Genomic DNA, 16,424 nt, shown 5'->3' on the forward strand with positions numbered 1-16,424 from the left:
TGCTTGTGAAAAACACAAATTCTGCATGACGGGAATTACTGCTTAAGGCCAGTGATTTGTCTCTTAAATCCATTAAATTCCTCAGAATGCCCTTACAAATGTTGTAGTTCTGCGTATTGCTGAGTAGTGTGCGCGGCAACTGGCCAAGGCCATGGTCCGGCTTTGTTGCCAGTTCACAGTGTGAGGCACTTTGTCTCCCCTATCTGCTGTTACACAGGAGCCTATAAAAATGGGAAAGCTCAAGCCGGGCGTCATCTTTGGTGAAGACTACAAAACCCTGATTGAAGCATGCCGCGAAGGTAAGTTCGCCTTGCCTGCGGTTAACGTTGTTGGAACGGACTCCATCAACGCAGTTCTTGAAGCAGCAGCTGCAAACAATACAGATATTATCGTTCAGCTCTCCAATGGTGGTGCGCAGTTCTATGCCGGTAAAGGCATCAAGGACAGCTTCCAGGCAAAAGTACTTGGCGCAGTTGCTGCAGCTCAGCACGTGCACCTTCTGGCAGAGCATTACGGTGTTGGCGTTGTGCTCCACACCGACCATGCGGACAAGAGCCTGATCCCTTGGCTGGAAGAGCTCATCAAACATGGTGAAGCATTCTACAAGGCAAACGGCAAGCCACTGTTCTCCTCTCACATGCTGGATCTTTCTGCAGAGGACATCGAGTTCAACCTGTCTGAAAGCGAACGCCTGCTGAAGATGATGGCTCCGCTGGAAATGAGCCTTGAGATTGAGCTGGGTGTAACTGGTGGTGAAGAAGACGGTATTGGTTCTGATGATGACATCGGAGCTGACAATCCAAAGCTTTACACCCAGCCTGAAGACGTTCTGCAGGCTTATGATCGTCTGAACCCGCTTGGCCACTTCTCCGTTGCAGCATCCTTCGGTAACGTGCACGGCGTTTACAAGCCGGGCAACGTGAAGCTGCGCCCTGAGATTCTGCGTGAAAGCCAGAAACTGGTCAGCGAAACTCACAGCCTTGGTGCAAACCCGCTGGCGCTTGTGTTCCACGGAGGGTCCGGTTCTGAGAAATCCAAGATCACAGAGAGCCTGAACTACGGCGTGTTCAAGATGAACATCGACACCGACACACAGTTCGCCTTCTCTGAAAAGGTTGGTGCGTACGTGGAAGCAAACGCAAATGCTTTCAAATACCAGATCGACCCAGAAACTGGTGCCCCAACGAAGAAGGCTTACGACCCACGCAAATGGCTGCGTGAAGGTGAGCTGGGCATTGTTGAGCGCCTGAAAGAAGCTTGCGAAGACCTGAACTGCGTTGGCAAGAGCCTCTGCCAGTAAGCTGACTAGATTTTATAAGATTGAAGAGCCCGGTGCAGACGTGCCGGGCTTTTTTGTTATGTTTGTTCAGTTACGCAGGGACGCCGTTCATTAAGTTTCGTGGAAGGTTACACCGCACTGTAGGAGTTGGCAGAGCCAACACTAACAGTTGGCCTGTTCTAAGATGATTAAGCCATCGTGCTCTCACCATCTAAAAACAGGATCGGTACACCGAGGTTTTTGGCTACTTTTTCGGCGTGTTCCATGAAAATCTGGTATTTTTCTTCCTTGGTCAGGGCCTTTTTGCCTTCAAACTCCTGAAACGCGATGGTGTCGGGAGAGGGTTCAGCGTCTATGAGAAAGATTCCATTGATCTTGATGGGCTCGGTTGCGTCTACGCCTTGCTTATGCTGAATACCATCTTTGGATGAAACGATTACCTCGTTATGCGCATAGTAGGTGTTGTCCACCAAGTCATCGACGTTCTGCTGGCGTTTATCGTACTGGTATCTGTCCAGCTCATTCTTCAAGTAACCGTTGCGAACATGGTCTGGCACATCGAGAAGCTTTTCGTTTTGCTCTTGTGTGACATTGACCATTCTGTCTTTTTTGTCTTTGCGGCCAATGTTAAGCTCGCTCATGAGATCATCGGGACTGGAGACCAGCACGTTTTGTGGCGGGACATCCAAGATGACGCCAAAGGCTCCGTAGACAAAGCACTTTTCATCAGTCACAACGGATGTACAAATGGCATCTTTATTTTCCAGATATTCGGTTCCCTGAGCAGAAAAACAGCCCTTTTGATTGATAAAATCATCCATTGAACCTGTTCGAACGATGAACTTGAAAGGTGCTTTGCAGCCGCCTCTTTTTTGGAGGTCGAGCCTTTCGGAAGGATCGGAGAAATTCTCTCTGTTCCAAGTCTTAAGAAAAGCCTTCGTCTTCTCATCCGGCTCAGCTTTGACCAGCTCAACTTTATGTTCCTGAGTCTTTTTTCGCATAAATGCAGCAGCAAGTTTGTCGAGCTTGGACACACGCGGGCTTTCGCTAGCTCCGACACCAGTAACTTCGGGCAGAGCGTGCAGCCAATCAACTTCCTTTTGATAGGCCTGAAGTGTCTTATTGAGCTTCTTCAAGACTTTGTTCGCAGCATCTACCTGAAGGTTCTCACAAAGGGTCTCAACTTCACTGATCAGACCGTTGGCTTCCTGGTCAAGACTGAGGAATTTCTTGTGCTTTTTGCTCGGGATTTTCTTAGCAATGGCAAGGCTGTCAACAACAGGTAACTCAAGTGCCAGTTGCGCGAGGTCTTCCTTCACCCAAGGGATCTGCGCTTCCAAACCTTTATGATTGGACTGAGCAACAGCAATGAGCTGCTCCATAGAGGAAACGTTCTCTTGAATTTTGGAAAGCCTCGCCTCCGCGTTTTGGGGCTTTCGGCCTTTCAGCTCTTTTCGTGCAGCTGCAATACCCGAGCGTGCAGACTGCCCTGCTTTTTTGAAAGGTGAGAAAACAGCGCTTTGGTTCTTGATCAACTCCGTGTTTGCGTTCAGAGCATCTGCCGCTTTCTCCATGGACGCGAGTTTTTCCAGTAGACTTGTAGGAGCGTTCACAACGTCGGCTTGGTGATGTTGTCCGACCTGCTCGCCCCCCTCTTCAGCAAAGGTCAGGTTCAAGTGACGAGCCATGTCGTTGGCCCATTTATGCTCTTGTTTGCTCAGTGTTTGCGGGGGCATCCATCAACTCCAAAGCATGAGTATTTGCCTCCCACCAACTATTTAATGAGGCGAACACCGGTATTTTTCACGCTTTCAGTAAAGTACTACGTCCTCTCAAATGAATGCTTTCCGGAATTTACGTATTTTCTCTCAAACTGGAGCTAAATGCTGTGATGGTGTGCGGAGACTTTTAGCAAGCCTCTACTCGATCCACTCAACTGACTGTCCGTGTGGGCCGGTCCAGGCGCGGGGGGTGCCGTTTTCGCAGAGGAGGAAGCGGCCTGATGGGCGTGGGCTGGAGACTTTATCGGTGAGTTGAGGAAGGACACCGGGGGCCTCGTTAGAGATCCAGTGAACGTTGGAGTTGTGCATCAGATCGACGAAAGCTTCGCGCTTGCTCATGTCTCGGGTGTAGACGAGAACAGCGCTATGGAAGACCACGGGTGTGGTGCCTGTTGGGACTTGTTCCAGCAAGGCTGGCAGGTCTTCGAGAAGGTTTCCTTTAACGAGTTGGACTTTCTGCTGCTTTGCCACTGTGATTGCTTTTTGCAGGCGGTGTAGGCGATCCTCCTGCCCTGGCCAGACGAGCGTTTGGAGCCAGGCTGCGGTGTCTTCATCCTGAAGGTTCAACGGGTTCAGTTCCAGCCCTGCACGCCAGACAACTTCTGGCAGCTTGGTTGGCAAAGGGACATTGCCAGTCGCCTGACAGTGCAACACTGGTGTATCGGATGCGTTCGTCTTAGGCGCTAGTGTGTGTGCCCCGTTGTTGTAATTGTAGGCGTAGTGGTCCGGCAGCAAGCAGAGACCAGCGGAAGCACCAACTTCGATTAATGAAAGCGGTTGTGGGAGGCGGGCGAGCAATGGGAGGAGCGTTGCGCAGCGTCCGGCTTCGTTGGTCTGCGTGCTGCGGTTCATCATCTCATGTTTGATTGCTGTTCCATGAAGCTTCAGCGTCTCATCCAGTTCGGCCACTTCAGGAACACGTCCTGTGACCCATCTGATCGCCGCAAAAAGGAGGTTAGGTTGCTGTTTGGCCTTTGGCAACGCCATCAGGAAATCATGGAAGATTGGCGAGCTGGATACATGAGTCGCCCATTCTTCATAAATAGGTGAGTTGTCCTTGGCTTCGTGGGACGCAAATCCCAGATATCCGCGTTCTATTGCTGAAGATAATACAGTCATGAAATTCCCCTAAAACATAAGGGAAGTCTAGGCTGGATATGCCTTCCGGCGCAAATGGGCCTCTGGTGGAACTTGCTCGAGGAACCTCGTGCTACCAACGTTGGGGGAAGGCAGCACGAGGGGTGCTGGGAGGCCTTAACTTGGGTCTACCAGCAGGTTCTTTTTGATGCGGGCGAGTTCCTCATCAGAGATGTGCAGCGCAGCGCGGCGATAGTTTTCAAAGCTGCCGTAATCTTCTTTCATCGCTGCCAGTGCAGCAGTGATCTGCTCTTTGTGAGCGCCGAAGGCTGGGCGCAGGGAATGCGGGCCGTTTGCGACAAGTTCGCTCAGTTCATCAAAGGTGTAGAGGTTGGTGGTGAGGTAGTCGCGCATGACGTCTTCCTCGGAGAACCCGAGAGATAACATCAGCACTGCTGCCACATAACCGGTCCTGTCTTTGCCGCCAGCACAGTGGAACATGAGCGGGTAGTTTTGCTCTTCCAGGAGCACATGCATGAAACGTGAGATCTGCGGCGTGAACTTGCGGGCAAAGTCCTTATAGCGGTCAATGCGGGTGTGGTAGATGTCTACATCGTGGTCTTTGAGAAGCTGGTCAATCTCCTCAAACTTACCACTGAACCAGAGCGGACGGATTTGAGAGGCTACGTCCAGCGGCATGATTTTGGCGATGTCTGCCGGATCTGAACCGATTGGTAGGTTGATGTTAAAATCAACGGAGGAGATATGTTTATTGGGGTGCTTGTCCAACTCATCCGGAGCACGCAGGTCGATGATGGTTTCGATGCCCAATGCGCTCAACTTTTCCTGATCAGCTTCAGTCAAGTTGTCCAACTGGTCAGAGCGGAAGATCAGCTGAGGCTTCAAAACCGGGCCATCTATTGAGGTAGTCAGAGACCGGAAGTTCTCCAGTTTCTCGATTGGTTTAATAATCTCGATGGCATCGCAGTCGGATGGAATATCGATTGGCAGTTTGGTCTCACATGGCGCTGATTGTGCCATGGCAAGGCCTGCAGTCATGAGTGAGCCAATCATTGTTGCGGTTGCCAGCCCGATTATTCTTCGCATGGTCATTCCTCTCTGTTCGCAAATTTTGGTGACATAAAGATCATTTTGACCTATGTAGTAAAGTTGAACTCCATCATAATTTCAGATCATGTTGAGGTTAGATGCCCAGTATTGACCAGTTGGAAGCATTTGTGACTGCCGCGGAGTTAGGATCATTTTCTGCTGCGGCACGGCGGTTGGGTAAGGCACAATCTGCTGTAAGTGCTGCTATTTCCAATCTGGAGATCGACCTCGGATCAAGCCTATTTGATCGCAGCAGCTACCGTGCAGAGCTGACAGTCTCCGGCGTTTCGTTGTTGGACTATGCAAGATCCATTTTACAGAGCAGGCAAGATTTGCTTGTAAAGGCGGGCGCCCTTTGTGAGGGAGCGGAAGGCAGCCTCAAAATCGTGTTTGAATATGGAACTTATGTATCTGAAATTAACGATGTTTTTCATGATTTCGACAAGCAGTTTCCGAAGGTGGAACTGCACGTCCAGACCACCTCTTTTGGCGATGTGTTTTCCAGGCTTGCAGAAGAAAGCGCTCAACTGGGGATTATCATCGAACGACACCCTTACAAGGAAGGCTACCACTTCCGCGGACTTGGATTTGAGCGTCGGATTTCAGTTTGCCACAAGGACCATCCTCTGGCTGAGCTGGATGAAGTCCGACTGGTGGACTTACGCGGATACCGACAGATTATTTCTGAGACAGAGATTGATCGGAACTCACCTGAGTTTTCACGCCAGAAAGGACCGCATCTGCTGATTACGGACAATCCGCGTGTGGCGCACAATATGGTGCATGGCGGCGTGGGTTGGGCAGAGTTGCCAGCGCAGATGGTGGATGATGAGGTGAAGGCTGGTGAGTTGAAAGAGCTTTCCTATGACTTTCAGCAGAACGCTATTCTCAACAAGGTCTCTCTTGTTTGGGGCAAGCAGCAGGCGCAAGCGCCTGCCTGTAAGTGGTTGATCAACCGGATGTGCCAATTGCATCAGAAAACGTGGGTTTAACGTCAGCGCTCGTCTTAAAATACATCGCGAACCTCTTTGTGCGCCTTTATCAACTCTTCTACAAACACCTTGGTCTTGGCTGGACGAAAGCGGCTGTTTGGGAAGAGCGCGTAAATGCCGCCTTCCTTATGGTGCCAGCCGGGCAACACGCGTTGCAAGCGGCCTGATGCCAGATCTTCGCGGATCTGAAAGGATGGGAGGAGACACAGGCCACCGTGGCCGAGGGCACATGCATGCGAAGTCAGTGTGTTCCAGACTGTAATTGGCGGGTTTTGGAGCACAAACTGCACCTCCTCCCCTTCAGCTGATTGCCACAATATTCCCGCAGGCAGCTTGCAGTGGTAGATCCAGTCTTTATCTTGCAGATCCATTGGTGTTGTGATTGGTCCCATTGCTTCGACATATTGCGGCGATGCCACAGTATATTGCTGAAAACTGCCAATTTTTCTTGCAATAGCAGAGCTGTCTTCTAACCAACCAACACGGATGGAGACATCTATTTTCTCCTTAAGCTGATCCAGTTTTTCGTCCGTAAAGACCGCATTGACCCTGATTTTTGGATATTTCACCCTCAATCGCATGAGCGCCCTGGCGACGACGCACTGGCCGTAATCTTCTGGCGCTGTGACCGTGAGCAAGCCGCTGGGAATCTCCTGCTCCTGCTGGAGTTCCTGTACCGCACGTTCCGCCTGAGCAAGAATTTCTGCAGCGTTTTCATAGAACCGCTGCCCTGCTTCTGTCATTTGAACAGAGCGTGTGGTGCGCACCAGTAGGCCTGCACCGAGCTCTTCTTCCAACTTTGCGACTTGGTGACTGACGATGGCTTTTCCCAGACCGAGCTTTTTCGCCGCTGCAGTGAAGGAGCCACTTTCGACGACTTCAACAAAGTGGCGGAGGCGGTTGAGATTGTAGAGGCTCATTTGATTGTCTCTATTTTTCATACAGTATGTCAAAATTATCTGCATTCTACAGATAGTCAAGTTGCCCTAGGTTCCCCTGCAACAAGGAGAAACCTATGACGCACTCATTCCTCTACATCTATGACCCGCTATGTGGGTGGTGCTACGGCGCAGCTCCCAGACTAGCGGATCTGGCCAAGGACTATGAGGTTGAGATGTTGCCAGCGGGCCTGTTTAGCGGTGCTGGTGCTCGGCCTCTGGATCGTTCTTTTGCGTCTTATGCCTGGGCTTCTGACCAAAAGATCGCAAAGCTGACAGGGCAGACTTTCAGCAGTGCTTATCAAAGTCAGGTCCTGAATGGTGACGGGCAAGCACTAGATTCAACATTTGCGACACTCGCTATGACCGCATGCTCGATCGTAGAACCAGCACGAGGGCCAGAGGCGCTGAAACTCATCCAAAACGCGCGGTATGTGGCTGGTGAAGACATCACTGATCTTTCATTGCTGGTAGGCTTGCTCTCCGGTTCAGACTTTGCAGATGCAGCTGCCCTGCTTCAAGGCCATATGACGTCTGTTGAAGCAGAGGCCGCACGGCGTGTTGCTCATGGCCAGATGGTTTTGAACCAGATGGGTGGGCGTGGTGTACCGGCACTTGTTGCAGACGCACACGGTGAACGCATGCTGCTGCCCTCTGATTTGCTTTTCGGCTCTCATGAACAGCTAACGGGGGCTTTGAACAGTTTCTCTCACAGCATTCAGCAGGACTTTCCTGCTCTTTAACCCCAAGGAAAACAAATGATTAAATCTCTTGCTCTTGCTGCAAGCCTTGCAGCAACCGCTACTCTTGCGCCTGTTGCAACCTATGCTCAGGATACAACCGCCCTAACTTTTGAGGTCTACAACCCGGGTGATGAGGGTCTGTTCCCTGTTACATCCACATTGATTGAAGGCCCAAGCGAAGCTGTTCTGGTAGATGCGCAGTTTCAACGCGGTGATGCTCAAAACCTGATTTCAATCGTCAAGGAGAGCGGTAAAACACTGACAGCCATTTATATCAGCCATGGTGATCCTGATTACTACTTCGGGTTGGATGTGCTGCGCGCAGCATTTCCTGATGCCAAGATTATTGCCACGCAGCCTACTGTCGAGAAGATCAAAGCCACAATTGAAGGCAAGTTTGCTTTTTGGGGGCCAATCCTGAAAGAAGATGCACCTCAGGATTTGGTCATTCCAGAAGCGATTGGCGGTAACGAGCTCAAAGTGGATGGAACACCAATTGAGATCTTTGGTCTTGAGGAACATGATCCATCTCACACCAGTCTTTGGGTTCCTTCAGAACGCACTGTTTTGGGTGGGGTACTTGTCTTTGACAACTCTCATATCTGGCAGGCTGATAACCCAACATCAGAGAAACGCGAAGACTGGCAGAAGAGCCTTGATGATCTTCTTGCTCTGAATCCGAAACGTGTGATCCCAGGTCATTTTATGGGCAAGACCAACAGCCAGACGGTGGGTTCTATTGCGTTCACAAAAGCCTATATCGCTGCGGTTGAGAAGAATGCAGCTCTTGCGAAAAACTCTGAAGAACTGGTGGCGCTGATGAAAGCAGAGTTTCCTGCACTGGAAGAACGCAGAACCAGTGACCTTGCTCTTGGAGCCAAGGTGGTGATGGGCGAGATGAAATGGCCTGCTGAATAACCTAAAACCTCAAGCTCCTGCAGTCTGATGTGAGGGCTTTTTTTGCTCGCTTTCCCTCCTCTATCCTGCGTCAAACCGTCATAATTTAATTTCCATGGATTTATATTCCTTGACACTTATTATGGGTAGAGCTACTCCTTTTTATGAGATCAGTGGAACAGCAAAGCCCTTGCCCCCAACACCAAGAGGCCAGATGGCGGTATCCGTCAGTTCCATTGATCTCTTATGAAATCAAGACAGCATAGGGGAAGGCCAAAGCCGACAGCAGTGGGTCATTCGCAGTCTCAGCAACTTGCAACATCATGAAGTTCTGTGCGAAATAGCATCTCAACAGACAAGGAGACGCGGTTGGCCAACAAGGACATTATCATCAAATCAGATTTGGAGATCGAGCATAAAGCCATGGCTTTGCTAATGTGCGCTGCTCAAGAGCATAAAGCGGAAATGGAACGCCTGATCAGTGGGCAGAACCTTTCTTTGTTACAGCTTACCATTTTGCATGGGCTCGACAAGTCACAAACAGGCACACTTACCGTGGGCCAGCTCAAATCGATTATGATTGATGACAGTCCTAACGTATCGCGTACTTTGAACAAGCTGGTCGCTCAAGGGTACATTGCCAAGGAGCGCAGCGAAGAGGATCAAAGAACCGTCTTTATCAGCATTACAGATGATGGGCGCATGGCCCATAGGGCTGCTGATGAGGAGCTTTTGAAGATGGGCCCCTCCTCTTTGACAAAGGACGATTACGAGAAGCTCTACGAGTTGCTGCTCAAGCTTTAAGGTCTGCCCCTTTTGCAAGACGCAAAGGGTTTGGCATGATTACCGTTCATAATCTGGAAAATTCACAGAGCATTCGCATTTTATGGCTGCTTGAGGAACTTGGTGTTCCTTATGAAATCAAGCAGTATAAGCGAGATGCAGCGACTGACCTCGCCCCTTCCGACTATAAACGCCTCCACCAGATTGGCACGTCACCAACAATCTCGGATGGTGACCTGGTTTTGCCCGAGACCAATGCGATCGTTGACTACATACTGGATAAGCATCCCAATGCCACGTTGCGCCCTGAGCCGGGTTCTGAGGAACGTGCACGGTACCTGTTCTGGTTCCATGCAACACAGGGCAGCTTTATGCCGCTGCTGCTGGACAGCCTGATTTTCAAGCGGATGATTTCCAAAGTTCCCTTCTTCTTGCGGCCAGTCATGTCTGCTGTGGTTGGGAAGGTACGTGCAGCTTATCTGGAGCCTCGCATCACCAGAATGCTTTCATTCATCGAAGAGGAATTGGGGCGTTCAACATGGCTTGCAGGCGACAGCCTGAGTGCTGCAGATATCGTGATGGGGTATTGTCTGGAGGTTGCCGAGGTTCGCATCGGTTTTGGTGGGCAGTATCCAAATATCACCGCGTATCTGGGCCGGATGCGTTCGCGCCCTGCTTATAAAACTGCTCTTGCCAAGAACGGTGCCTTCCGCCCGTTTGCCTCCTGATTTGCGGTGCTGTCATGATTTTCCATCACAAAGACGTTTCGCCGTATTCAGAAAAGATCCGACTTATGCTCGGCTACACCGGAATCAGTTGGTCCTCCGTACAAGCTCCTCTTACGCCGCCACGCCCTTCCATTGATCCATTGGTAGGTGGATACCGGCGTATTCCAGTTGCGCAGAAAGGAGCTGATGTTTTTTGCGATACCATCCTGATTGCAGAGGAGATTGCACAGTCTTCAGAAAACCCTCAATTATCTCCTTATGAGCAGAATGAGGCAATCAGCGCATTTCTAAAGGAGCTTGAGACAAGCGTCTTCTTTGGGTGCATTGCGTCTGTTCCAGTCTTTGGATTGATCAAAGCATTGCTCCAACAGGTGCCTTTGAGTGCAATTCCGGGCTACCTTCAAGATAAGAAAAAGCTGCTGACTGATACGCATCTCGTTCAGCCATCACGCGAAGAAGCAAAGGCCATTTGGCGGAGGTTTCTGGATCAGCTTGAAAGCCAGCTGACCTCTGATTTTCTGCATGGTTACACACCCGGCATCGCAGACTTCAGCGCGGTTCATATGGTCTGGTTTCGTGAAAAAATGGATCATCGGCAGGTGTTTGCAGGGCGCCGTCTGTTGAAAAACTGGTTTCACCGAATGGTATCCATCGGGCATGGATATCGTACGGAAATTTCGGCAAACAACGCACTCCAAGTTGCCTCGCACGCTGATCCACGAGAGATCCCAGTCGAGATGAAACGTAGTCCGTTGATTGGGGCATCAGTTGTTGTTGGGCCAACAGATTACGCAACACAAGGCACGCATGGTGAGCTGGTTGGTGAGGATGAACAGCGTTGGGTTCTTGCTCGTAATACCGATGTTGCAGGGCGTGTTCATGTCCATTTTCCCAAACGCCGTTTTGCTTTAACCCGAGTTCTCTGAGGTCTGCCATGGAAGCTGTTCGTCCCCAAAACCTGCACGGTCTGCACTTGTTCTACAACCCCTATTCCAATTGTGCTCAGCGGGTGATGCTGTTGCTGGCAGAGAAAGGCATTGAAGTTGAGATGCACTTTGTCGACCTTATGCGAAGCGAGCAACTAACAGCAAAGTATCATGCCATCAATCCGAATGCTTCGGTTCCCGCACTGGTGCATGACGGTGTGGCAATAAACGAGTCCATCACGATCTTGCACTATCTGGAGCAGCTTTACCCTGATCCATCCCTCACACCGGCAGACTCAACACTCAAAATGCAAATAGAAGCTCTGCTAGAAAGTGCGGACGCATCGCACATGAGTATGGTCGTGAACTATGTTTATTCCTGCGGATATGGGCGTTTACCGACACCGCGCGATGCCCAATTTTACAAGGATCACGTGCCTCATCGCGCCAAATTTCATGCAGAACGGCTGGCTGGTCGGACTGCCAACAATCCTGAGGGTGCGAAACGGATTGTTCATGAGCAATTTTCTGAACTTGAGAACCTTCTTAAGACCCAAGACTGGCTTGTTGGCAACCAATACTCACTGGCAGATATCGCCTGGTTCCCCAATACGATTATTCTTCGCCAGTTGGGCTACTCGTTCAAATCTCTACCAAATGTGAATGACTGGATCACGCGGATTGAAGCTCGTGAGGCCTTTAAGAACGGCATTCAAGCTCGTTTCCTGAAGATACCCAATTGGGTGCTTCGACTAAGTGCAAAGGTGCTTCGGCAACTTGGAGGGCGACGGTAGCCCAAATGAGAAATCCTGCGAATAGCTTACTTGTATGAAAGCAAGCATCAGCACGAACTCACGAAATACTCGAAAGGATTTTTCTGAATGTCAGTTTTGAACTTCTCTTACGCCATTATCAAAGACATGGATCAGTTTCAGCAGTATGTGCAAGCGGCTGCGGCATTGATGGAAGAGGCCGGAGTAGAGGTCATTGCGCGCGGCAAATTCTCGCAAACGAAACAGGGTGATGAGCTGATGCCACACATTGCAGCCGTGTTCCGTTACAAAGACCTTCAAAGCCTCGAAGATTTTTATACCTCCGAGGCTTACAAGAAAATCATCCCTCTCCGCGATGCAGCCTGCGAGATGACCATTCAGATATACGATGAGTAGAAGACTGTAGACCTACAGCAAGGCGATCCAGCGGCGGGAGATCTCCAGTCCCAACGCGTCAGCTCTTGGGCCAAACTTTGGTCCCTGCTCTTCCAGAATTTCGTTCCAGTGCGGAACCAGTTCATTGATTGGGCCATGGAAGCAGCCGTTCCAATGGTTCACCTGATCGACGGAGCACTCGAAATGGAACTGGATGGCGTATGTTGCACGGCCCATCTTGAAGGCCTGATTGGGCGTCATTTCACTGGATGCCAGATGTATGGCATCTTTGGGCAGAGTGTAAGTATCAGTGTGCAGGATGAAGATGTGGTCGTCTTCTTCAAAAGCAGAGATGACCGGATCTTGTTTGCCTTGCTCTGAGACTTGTAGCGGTAGCCAGCCGGCTTCAACCGGATTTCCCAAAATGTTCTCACCGCCGAATGCGCGTGCGATCAGTTGGCTACCGAGGCAGATGCCCATCACCGGTTTGTCGGCTTCGTGAAATGCAAGGATCGTGTCGCACACATCTTTCAGGAATGGGAACTCTTCATCCGCTCTGGCATGTTGCAAGCCGCCCAGAACAACCAGTCCGTTGAACTTTGAGATGTCGGTGGGAAGCGGATCATTTTGTGCCATGACACGCAGATCAATCGGCATTTTCGCGTGATCCAGCGCCTGTCCCAGCAGGCCAAGCGTTACGTTTTCGCAGTTTTCAATAACGAGAACGGTCATTCCAACTTCCTGTCATAAGCAGCTGTGCTTTCTTTGTTGGGCATGCTGCATTTATCATTGTTTTGTAGAAATCCGACCTAAAGCCTCTGTGAGCTTCTTAAGGACGAGTTCTAAGCTTCGTTTTCAAAGGCTCGTTTCATGCGCTGTTCCAGACCGCGAACGACCAGAGACAGCGAGACTGTCATGATGAGGTAGAGATACGCAACCACATTGTAGGTTTCAAAGAACTGAAATGTGGAGGCAGAATAGATTTTGCCGAGCTGGGTGATGTCTTGCACACCAAGCACAGAGACCAGCGCACTTTCCTTGATAAGCGCGATGAAGTCATTGCCCAATGGCGGTAGGATGTTCTTGAGTGCTTGCGGCCAGATGATAAAGCGGAACGTATGCCATCTGGAGAGGCCAAGTGCCCGGCCTGCCTCCAACTGCCCGTCATCGACGCTCTCAATACCTGCGCGAAAAATCTCTGCAATGAAGGCAGAATAACCGATGGATAGTGCAATGATCGCACGCCACAGCATGGAGAGATCACGCACCCGCAGCTTGTCGACGATCTCCCATTCAATCAACGGCCCCATGATCCAGTTGTAAGCTGCAACCATTTGTGGAGCGCCAACAAAAGCAATGTAAAAGAGTAGCACCAACATGGGTACGCCGCGCATGATCTCGGTGTAGAACGAGCACAACTCGCGGATGGCACGGTGTTTGGAACCACGCCCTAATGCAATGACAAGCCCTACGATGCTCGCGATGATGAACGAGACAAAGGTGACGAACAAGGTGATGCCGACACCTCTGAGAAGGGTCTCAAAGATCTGGCGATAATCACCATTTGCGGCGATGAGCCAGAGAAAGAAAACTGCGAGAACAAATGATGCGAGCAACCACCATGGAAGCTTGTTCAACCGGGATCTTGTGGCAGAACGCATGCCCATCGCGTTTCCTTTAAATCACGTTTTTGGATTTCTTGATGAGGTCCAGAAATCTTTTGTAATGCCTTTAATAGAAATGGCGGGCGCCGTGCACCCGCCAAATCAACTAAGCTCTTGTTAGTTCTTGGACTTATAGTCAAAGAACCATTTTTGGTTCAAGGCATCTATGGTGCCGTCTTCGCGCATGGCGCTGAGTGCTGCATTAATTGGCTCGCGCAGGTCAGAACCTGGGGTCAGAATGAAGCCAAAGTCTTCCGAACCAATTGGACCGCCAACGACTTTAAAGCTATCTGGGGATGCGCCCATGTAGCCTGCTGCTGCTGTTGCATCCATCAGCACCATGTCAACATCATCAGCACGCAGTGCCTGAACAGAAGCGCCAAAGGTTTCGAACAGTTGGATGCGCTTGTTGTTTTCATCACCATCCAACACAGCGTAAACAGCGGTATAAAAGTTTGTGGTGCCCGGCTGTGCGCCAACCAACAAGCCTGGGTCGTCAGCAAAAGCTTTTGAGTTGTCGAAGCGGTCTTCGTTCGCACGCACCAACATGAACATTTCGGAAGTCATGTAAGGATCGGTGAAATCGATCTGCTTTTCACGCTCTTCGTTGATGGTAATGCCATCCATGCCAACGTCAAACTGACCCTGACGGACTGCTTCGATCATGCTGTCCCATGAGGCCAAGCGCCAATCCACCTTCATGTTGAGGCGTTTTGCGATTTCGTTGAATGCGTCATATTCCCAACCGATGCCCTCACCGGTCTTGGGATCTGCGAAGTTCAAAGGTGTGTATGCATTTTCGGTCACTGCAACAACGGTGCGGCCCTTCAGATCTGGCAGATCCGTAGCGGAAGCTGCTGCTCCGAAACCGACAGAAAGAGCAAGAGTTGCTAATGCTAGTTTAAATTTCTTCATCATCGGGTATGTCCCCTCCAAGGAAAATTTGGTCACCACGTAGAAAAATCTGGCAGAATCACACCCGGCAGATGTTGACAGTTAGCCGATCAGTGAGCAATAGGATGCAGGTGATTGACCTGTAAAATACCTTAGTTAGCTTGAGTATTTACCCTGCAAATGCAGAGGCGGTCAACGAAAGCCTTGGTGATTTCCTAGGTTGTGCTACTGGTGTTAGAAGATACGGCTAAATGTCGTGGTGAACTTTTATAGACGGATATGTCGGTGCAAAAAGATCCCCTGAACAACGACGAGCCCTATCTTGAGGATGAGCACCACATGCCACTGGGCATAAGTTTGCTCAACTGGATCTCTGTCGGATTCCTGATCTATTTTCTTCTTTGTGCTGTTGGCCTTATTGAAGCTGGCTTTGTTGCCATTGGTCATCAGACAGCCGAACAGATCTTTTCCTACGCCACCAATCCAATTGCAGGCGTGCTTGTTGGTATTCTGACCACATCTTTAGTGCAGAGCTCTTCTGTCACCACGTCTATTGTGGTTGGCTTGGTTGCGGCAGGGATGCCGATCTCCATTGCCATTCCTATTGTGATTGGTGCCAACTTCGGCACGACACTCACCAATACATTTGTGAGCCTTGGGTATGCGCGAGATCGTGCAGATTTCCGGCGCGCCTTTAGTGCGGCGACGGTTCACGACGCATTCAACCTGATTTGCCTGCTGATCTTTCTACCGCTGGAGCTGGCCTTTGGCTTTTTGCAGAAAATTGCGATGGCTGTTGGTGATTTTTTTACGGCGCTTGATCCGGCCGACAATCTGATTACCGCAAACTTCAAATTCGTCAATTACTTAACCGAACCCCTCATTGGAGAAATCCGTGAGCTGGCGTACGGTCTGGCACAACCGTGGAATGGTCTTGTGATTGCAGCGATGGGCTTTGTGATGATTGTAGTCAGCATCACGTTTGTAAGCCAGTTACTCAAGCTTCTGCTGGCTGGCCATGCTCGTCGTCTGGCCGAGAAGATGACATCTGTTGCACCGTCCTCCGGCATTTTCACCGGACTGGTCGCTACTCTGCTGCTACAGTCTTCTTCAGCAACAACCAGCTTGATTGTTCCGCTGGCGGGTTCCGGCGTTCTGACAACCAAGCAGGTTTACCCATTCACACTTGGCGCGAACATCGGCACTTGTTTAACGGCAATTCTGGCTGCATTTGCTGTGACTGGTCAGCGGGAACTGGCATTTGAGATTGCAATCGTGCATCTGGTTTATAACGTGCTGGGTGTTGTGCTGATCTACAGTGTGCCCTTCATGCGCTATCTGCCAGTGCGCCTTGCTGAGTTTGTTGGCGAACTGGGTGCACGCCGGTTTGTCGTGGCTGCGAGCTACGTGGTTGGCATCTTCTTTTTGATCCCGGCTCTTGGCATCTTCCTGCTGAGCAGATAA

At 50.4% G+C, this 16,424-nt stretch carries 17 protein-coding genes; 10 read left to right on the plus strand and 7 right to left on the minus strand.

Features of this window, described 5'->3' with window-relative positions; all coding sequences use genetic code 11:
- Positions 1–229: 229 nt before the first annotated feature.
- Positions 230–1,300 (plus strand): class II fructose-bisphosphate aldolase, encoded by a 1,071-nt coding sequence (gene fbaA / locus BM231_RS06025; RefSeq protein ID WP_063287135.1) that lies wholly within the window; start codon positions 230–232, stop codon positions 1,298–1,300.
- Positions 1,301–1,467: 167 nt separating this feature from the next.
- On the opposite strand, the gene BM231_RS06030 is transcribed toward fbaA, so the two are convergent.
- The 3 genes from BM231_RS06030 to BM231_RS06040 form a co-directional block, all read right to left on the minus strand.
- Positions 1,468–3,015, minus strand: a complete 1,548-nt coding sequence (locus BM231_RS06030) for a hypothetical protein (protein WP_093517615.1) — start codon at positions 3,013–3,015, stop codon at positions 1,468–1,470.
- 183 nt (positions 3,016–3,198) lie between these two features.
- A complete protein-coding gene (locus BM231_RS06035) occupies positions 3,199–4,179 on the minus strand; it encodes a DUF2332 domain-containing protein (protein WP_093517617.1) in 981 nt (326 codons plus the stop codon).
- A 135-nt stretch (positions 4,180–4,314) separates the two neighbouring features.
- Positions 4,315–5,244, minus strand: a complete 930-nt coding sequence (locus BM231_RS06040; RefSeq protein ID WP_208860120.1) for a tyrosine-protein phosphatase — start codon at positions 5,242–5,244, stop codon at positions 4,315–4,317.
- Between the two features lie 101 nt (positions 5,245–5,345).
- On the opposite strand from BM231_RS06040, the gene BM231_RS06045 reads away from it, so the two are divergent.
- Positions 5,346–6,239 carry a LysR family transcriptional regulator gene (locus BM231_RS06045; RefSeq protein ID WP_093517621.1) on the plus strand — a complete coding sequence of 298 codons (894 nt, stop codon included), beginning with the start codon at positions 5,346–5,348 and terminating at the stop codon, positions 6,237–6,239.
- Positions 6,240–6,253: 14 nt separating this feature from the next.
- On the opposite strand, the gene BM231_RS06050 is transcribed toward BM231_RS06045, so the two are convergent.
- Positions 6,254–7,159 (minus strand): LysR family transcriptional regulator, encoded by a 906-nt coding sequence (locus BM231_RS06050; RefSeq protein ID WP_093517623.1) that lies wholly within the window; start codon positions 7,157–7,159, stop codon positions 6,254–6,256.
- A 95-nt stretch (positions 7,160–7,254) separates the two neighbouring features.
- Between BM231_RS06050 and BM231_RS06055 the strand changes: the two genes are divergently transcribed.
- The 7 genes from BM231_RS06055 to BM231_RS06085 all read left to right on the plus strand — a co-directional run bounded on the left by BM231_RS06055 (position 7,255) and on the right by BM231_RS06085 (position 12,423).
- On the plus strand, positions 7,255–7,920 hold the full coding sequence (locus BM231_RS06055; RefSeq protein WP_093517625.1) for a DsbA family protein: 666 nt from the start codon (positions 7,255–7,257) through the stop codon (positions 7,918–7,920).
- Positions 7,921–7,935: 15 nt separating this feature from the next.
- Positions 7,936–8,838 carry an MBL fold metallo-hydrolase gene (locus BM231_RS06060; protein ID WP_093517627.1) on the plus strand — a complete coding sequence of 301 codons (903 nt, stop codon included), beginning with the start codon at positions 7,936–7,938 and terminating at the stop codon, positions 8,836–8,838.
- Positions 8,839–9,186: 348 nt separating this feature from the next.
- Positions 9,187–9,621, plus strand: a complete 435-nt coding sequence (locus tag BM231_RS06065; RefSeq protein ID WP_208860121.1) for a MarR family winged helix-turn-helix transcriptional regulator — start codon at positions 9,187–9,189, stop codon at positions 9,619–9,621.
- 35 nt (positions 9,622–9,656) lie between these two features.
- Complete coding sequence (locus BM231_RS06070; protein ID WP_093517629.1) at positions 9,657–10,328, plus strand: glutathione S-transferase family protein; 672 nt, start codon at positions 9,657–9,659, stop codon at positions 10,326–10,328.
- A 14-nt stretch (positions 10,329–10,342) separates the two neighbouring features.
- Positions 10,343–11,254 carry a glutathione S-transferase family protein gene (locus BM231_RS06075; RefSeq protein ID WP_093517631.1) on the plus strand — a complete coding sequence of 304 codons (912 nt, stop codon included), beginning with the start codon at positions 10,343–10,345 and terminating at the stop codon, positions 11,252–11,254.
- Positions 11,255–11,262: 8 nt separating this feature from the next.
- A complete protein-coding gene (locus BM231_RS06080; protein ID WP_093517633.1) occupies positions 11,263–12,048 on the plus strand; it encodes a glutathione S-transferase family protein in 786 nt (261 codons plus the stop codon).
- A gap of 87 nt (positions 12,049–12,135) precedes the next feature.
- Positions 12,136–12,423, plus strand: coding sequence for a DUF1330 domain-containing protein (locus tag BM231_RS06085; RefSeq protein ID WP_063309814.1), 288 nt, complete (start codon positions 12,136–12,138; stop codon positions 12,421–12,423).
- Between the two features lie 12 nt (positions 12,424–12,435).
- On the opposite strand, the gene BM231_RS06090 is transcribed toward BM231_RS06085, so the two are convergent.
- The 3 genes from BM231_RS06090 to BM231_RS06100 form a co-directional block, all read right to left on the minus strand.
- The gene (locus BM231_RS06090; RefSeq protein WP_093517635.1) at positions 12,436–13,134 is read right to left on the minus strand and encodes a type 1 glutamine amidotransferase; all 699 of its coding nucleotides are present in this window, start codon (positions 13,132–13,134) and stop codon (positions 12,436–12,438) included.
- Between the two features lie 110 nt (positions 13,135–13,244).
- Positions 13,245–14,069 (minus strand): amino acid ABC transporter permease, encoded by an 825-nt coding sequence (locus tag BM231_RS06095; RefSeq protein WP_063302493.1) that lies wholly within the window; start codon positions 14,067–14,069, stop codon positions 13,245–13,247.
- 114 nt (positions 14,070–14,183) lie between these two features.
- On the minus strand, positions 14,184–14,981 hold the full coding sequence (locus BM231_RS06100) for a transporter substrate-binding domain-containing protein (protein WP_193758271.1): 798 nt from the start codon (positions 14,979–14,981) through the stop codon (positions 14,184–14,186).
- 258 nt (positions 14,982–15,239) lie between these two features.
- Between BM231_RS06100 and BM231_RS06105 the strand changes: the two genes are divergently transcribed.
- Positions 15,240–16,424: a Na/Pi symporter gene (locus BM231_RS06105; RefSeq protein ID WP_244527145.1), complete on the plus strand. Its 1,185-nt coding sequence runs from the start codon at positions 15,240–15,242 to the stop codon at positions 16,422–16,424.

Origin of the sequence: Pseudovibrio ascidiaceicola, assembly GCF_900114245.1 — a bacterium.
GTDB lineage: Bacteria > Pseudomonadota > Alphaproteobacteria > Rhizobiales > Stappiaceae > Pseudovibrio > Pseudovibrio ascidiaceicola.